The 2071-nt window shown below is 26.9% G+C and carries 3 protein-coding genes; all 3 read right to left on the bottom strand.

Annotated elements, in window-relative coordinates; translation table 11 throughout:
• Positions 1-109 precede the first annotated feature (109 nt).
• Positions 110-493 (bottom strand): FEKKY domain-containing protein, encoded by a 384-nt coding sequence (locus tag DFQ09_RS18610; protein ID WP_115813124.1) that lies wholly within the window; start codon positions 491-493, stop codon positions 110-112.
• Positions 494-640: 147 nt separating this feature from the next.
• On the bottom strand, positions 641-1210 hold the full coding sequence (locus DFQ09_RS18605; RefSeq protein ID WP_147298383.1) for a hypothetical protein: 570 nt from the start codon (positions 1208-1210) through the stop codon (positions 641-643).
• A 21-nt stretch (positions 1211-1231) separates the two neighbouring features.
• A complete protein-coding gene (locus DFQ09_RS18600) occupies positions 1232-1966 on the bottom strand; it encodes an SH3 domain-containing protein (protein ID WP_115813120.1) in 735 nt (244 codons plus the stop codon).
• Between the last annotated feature and the right edge of the window lie 105 nt (positions 1967-2071).

Below are 2071 nucleotides of genomic sequence, written 5' to 3'. Positions count from 1 at the left end.
TAGCTAAATCGGGATTAATATATGATGGAAATTATAAAAGTACTTTAGTGAAAAATTAATGAGTTTTTACTTGTTTTTTGCCACAGTACTTTGTTGTATGCAGTTTTTTTTATTCAAATTGTTCTTTCCACTCACGTTGTTTTAATTCAGTCAGTGAGTCAATTTCTTTTAGGTATTTTACTTTCCAGTCAGTTCCGTTTATTTCGGTCAAATATTTATCAATTTCAGTATTATACATTGAAATTCCGTTTTCTTCTATTCCGCTTACAATACATCCAAATCCGACATTCATAAATCCATATTTCTGACTTATTAAATTCATATCTATTGGTGTAATCAATGATTCTCCAACTAATACTCTGTAAGGTGTGTTGTTCGCAATGTCAGATTTTGCAGTTAAGTAATTAAATCGGTTGAAAAATCCGTAATACCAGAATCCAATTCCGATTAGAATTAATATTATTCCACTAAATATTATAGTTTTACGTTTCATTTCTCAAATTGCATACAACGTTTTTGTGTATGATTTGTGGCGTTTTCAAGCACCTAATTTAGTAAATAAAAACCTAATAGAAAATCCGCGAGGGTTTTCGTAAATAGGCGAGGACTAGCCATTAATTATACACGGTGTTGGCAATAGTTATTTTTGCTTGTTCTTTTTCGGAATGCTTAAAAAACATTCGCTAGAAAAACTAACTAATTGAGATTCTAATTTCCAATATACTTTATTTTCGAAACCCCAAGTCAAACAATCTTTATAACTTTCTTTTATTAATTTTTCGTTTTTATCGTATAATTTTAAATGGATAATACGTGAACTTCCGTCTCCAGCTATTGAGAACAGTTTTAGTCTTGATTCTTCATAAACCTCTAGTTTATAATTATTGTCAGGACTTTTTTCACTGTATATTAAATATTGTGCGAAAAATAAATAGTAAATTCCATAAATTAAAAGAGTATAAGTAAATAGAACAGCAATATTGATATTTCTCAATCCTATAGATTTTTTTTTATGAAATCTTATAAGTTCGTAAATCATAAATATTAACCATCCGACTATTACTAAACAAATTATTGATAGAAAGATGAATATGTTGCTGTCTTTTTCTTTGTGAACTACAGTTAGCAGTGAGCCTATTAATGATGAAATAATTATCAATAGTATTGGTAGTGATAAAAAGCGATAAAAAAAATGTATAGTTTGTTTCATTTTAAAGTGGTTTCTATATTTTTAATCTTCATCTGCTTCAAAATATTCATCACTTATTTTTAGGATTTTATTTCCTTTGATGGTAAATGTTTGTTTGTATTCCCTACTTGGACATTCATCGAAAATTGTTAAATAATTATATGTTGGAATTTTATCTTTGACTTTTGTTAAAGTGTAGTATTCCTTAAACAGATAGTTTATTTTGTGTTCAAAAATTGTTTTATCTTCTTCAATGAGTTTTATTATTATATAATCTGCTAAATTATTTGAAGTTTGAATATGTTTTTCAATTGTTATTTTTTGATTTGAATCAATATTTTCTGATTCACTATATACGACTTCTAGCTTATTATTTACTAATTTAATATTTTTTTCAATTTCTGGGGAAGAATTATATAAGTAAGCATTAAAAACGTAGACAATAGAAGAATCTTTGTATATCCCAACCCATGTTCCATATAAACTGCCACGTTCTAAATCATCAACCCAAAATAATGAGCGATTACTATCATCAACAACATCTACTTTAGTTCCGTAATTAAACTTACCAAGAATTTCAGAATTTATATCCGGCTCTTTACGATAATTAAGTCCTTTTTCGGCTGTAGAATATGCTGAAAATAATACTTTTATATTATTATTTTTTTTTTCAGAATTAGAGATTAAATCCTTAATTACTGTTTTTTGTGTATCTTTATTTTGACCTTGGCAAGTCCAAAATACTAATGTAATTAATATGTAACTAATGTTTTTCATAATTATTGCCAACGTGTTTCTTTAGTTTGTAATAAATATCTTTATATAGAAAAAGAGGAGAACTATAACGTGTTTTAGATTAGTGATCCCTTACACGTACGAGTC

The sequence above is a fragment of the Winogradskyella pacifica genome (assembly GCF_003386275.1).
GTDB lineage: Bacteria > Bacteroidota > Bacteroidia > Flavobacteriales > Flavobacteriaceae > Winogradskyella > Winogradskyella pacifica.
This window is presented reverse-complemented; position numbering and strand designations above follow the sequence as displayed.